Origin of the sequence: Saccharopolyspora terrae (assembly GCF_004348435.1) — a bacterium.
Taxonomy (GTDB): Bacteria; Actinomycetota; Actinomycetes; order Mycobacteriales; family Pseudonocardiaceae; genus Saccharopolyspora; species Saccharopolyspora endophytica.
Genome location: NZ_SMKS01000160.1, coordinates 1 through 525 on the forward strand (window position 1 = coordinate 1; position 525 = coordinate 525).

General features: G+C 64.4%; 1 protein-coding gene. It reads right to left on the reverse strand.

Features of this window, described 5'->3' with window-relative positions; translation table 11 throughout:
* Nucleotides 1–269, reverse strand: a 269-nt coding sequence (locus E1181_RS31175; RefSeq protein ID WP_165944806.1) for an IS110 family transposase, incomplete at its 3' end; no start/stop codon positions are given.
* Nucleotides 270–525: the final 256 nt, after the last annotated feature.

Consider the following 525-nt stretch of genomic DNA (forward strand, 5'->3'; position numbering starts at 1 on the left):
TCGACCTCGACGACCGCGATTCCCGCGGCCTGCACGGCTCGTGCCAGACCGATGCCGTAGCTGCGGGTGCCTTCCAGACCCACGACCAGTCGTGGTCCGGGTGCGTGTTCGGCGATCCAGGCCAAGGCCGAAGTGAAGCCGGATTCGTCGTTTCCGACAGCGAGGGTCGCTATCGTCGCTCCGGTCGGTGTGATCATCTTGAGCGTGTGCGCGTCGCGATGTGTGTCGCCACCGATGACTGCGTCGACCAGTTCTGCGAGCATGGCCATGTGGCTTCGAAACTCCTTCCGGTAACGGGGTCATGAGAAGCCACCGGCCTGGATGGAGTCACCAAACGGCATATCTGTGAGGGGTCACGCACTCACGTGCGGACAGGCTTCTGATCAGGCCAGCGGTGTGCCGGGCCGGTGTCGACGCCCGAGACGACAGGTCCTTGGCAGAGCACGCCGAAGCGGCCAGATCTTGGAAGAGTCAGTCCCGGGCGTCGGCACCGATCCTTGCAGCGATCCATCCAGAACCGCCGGA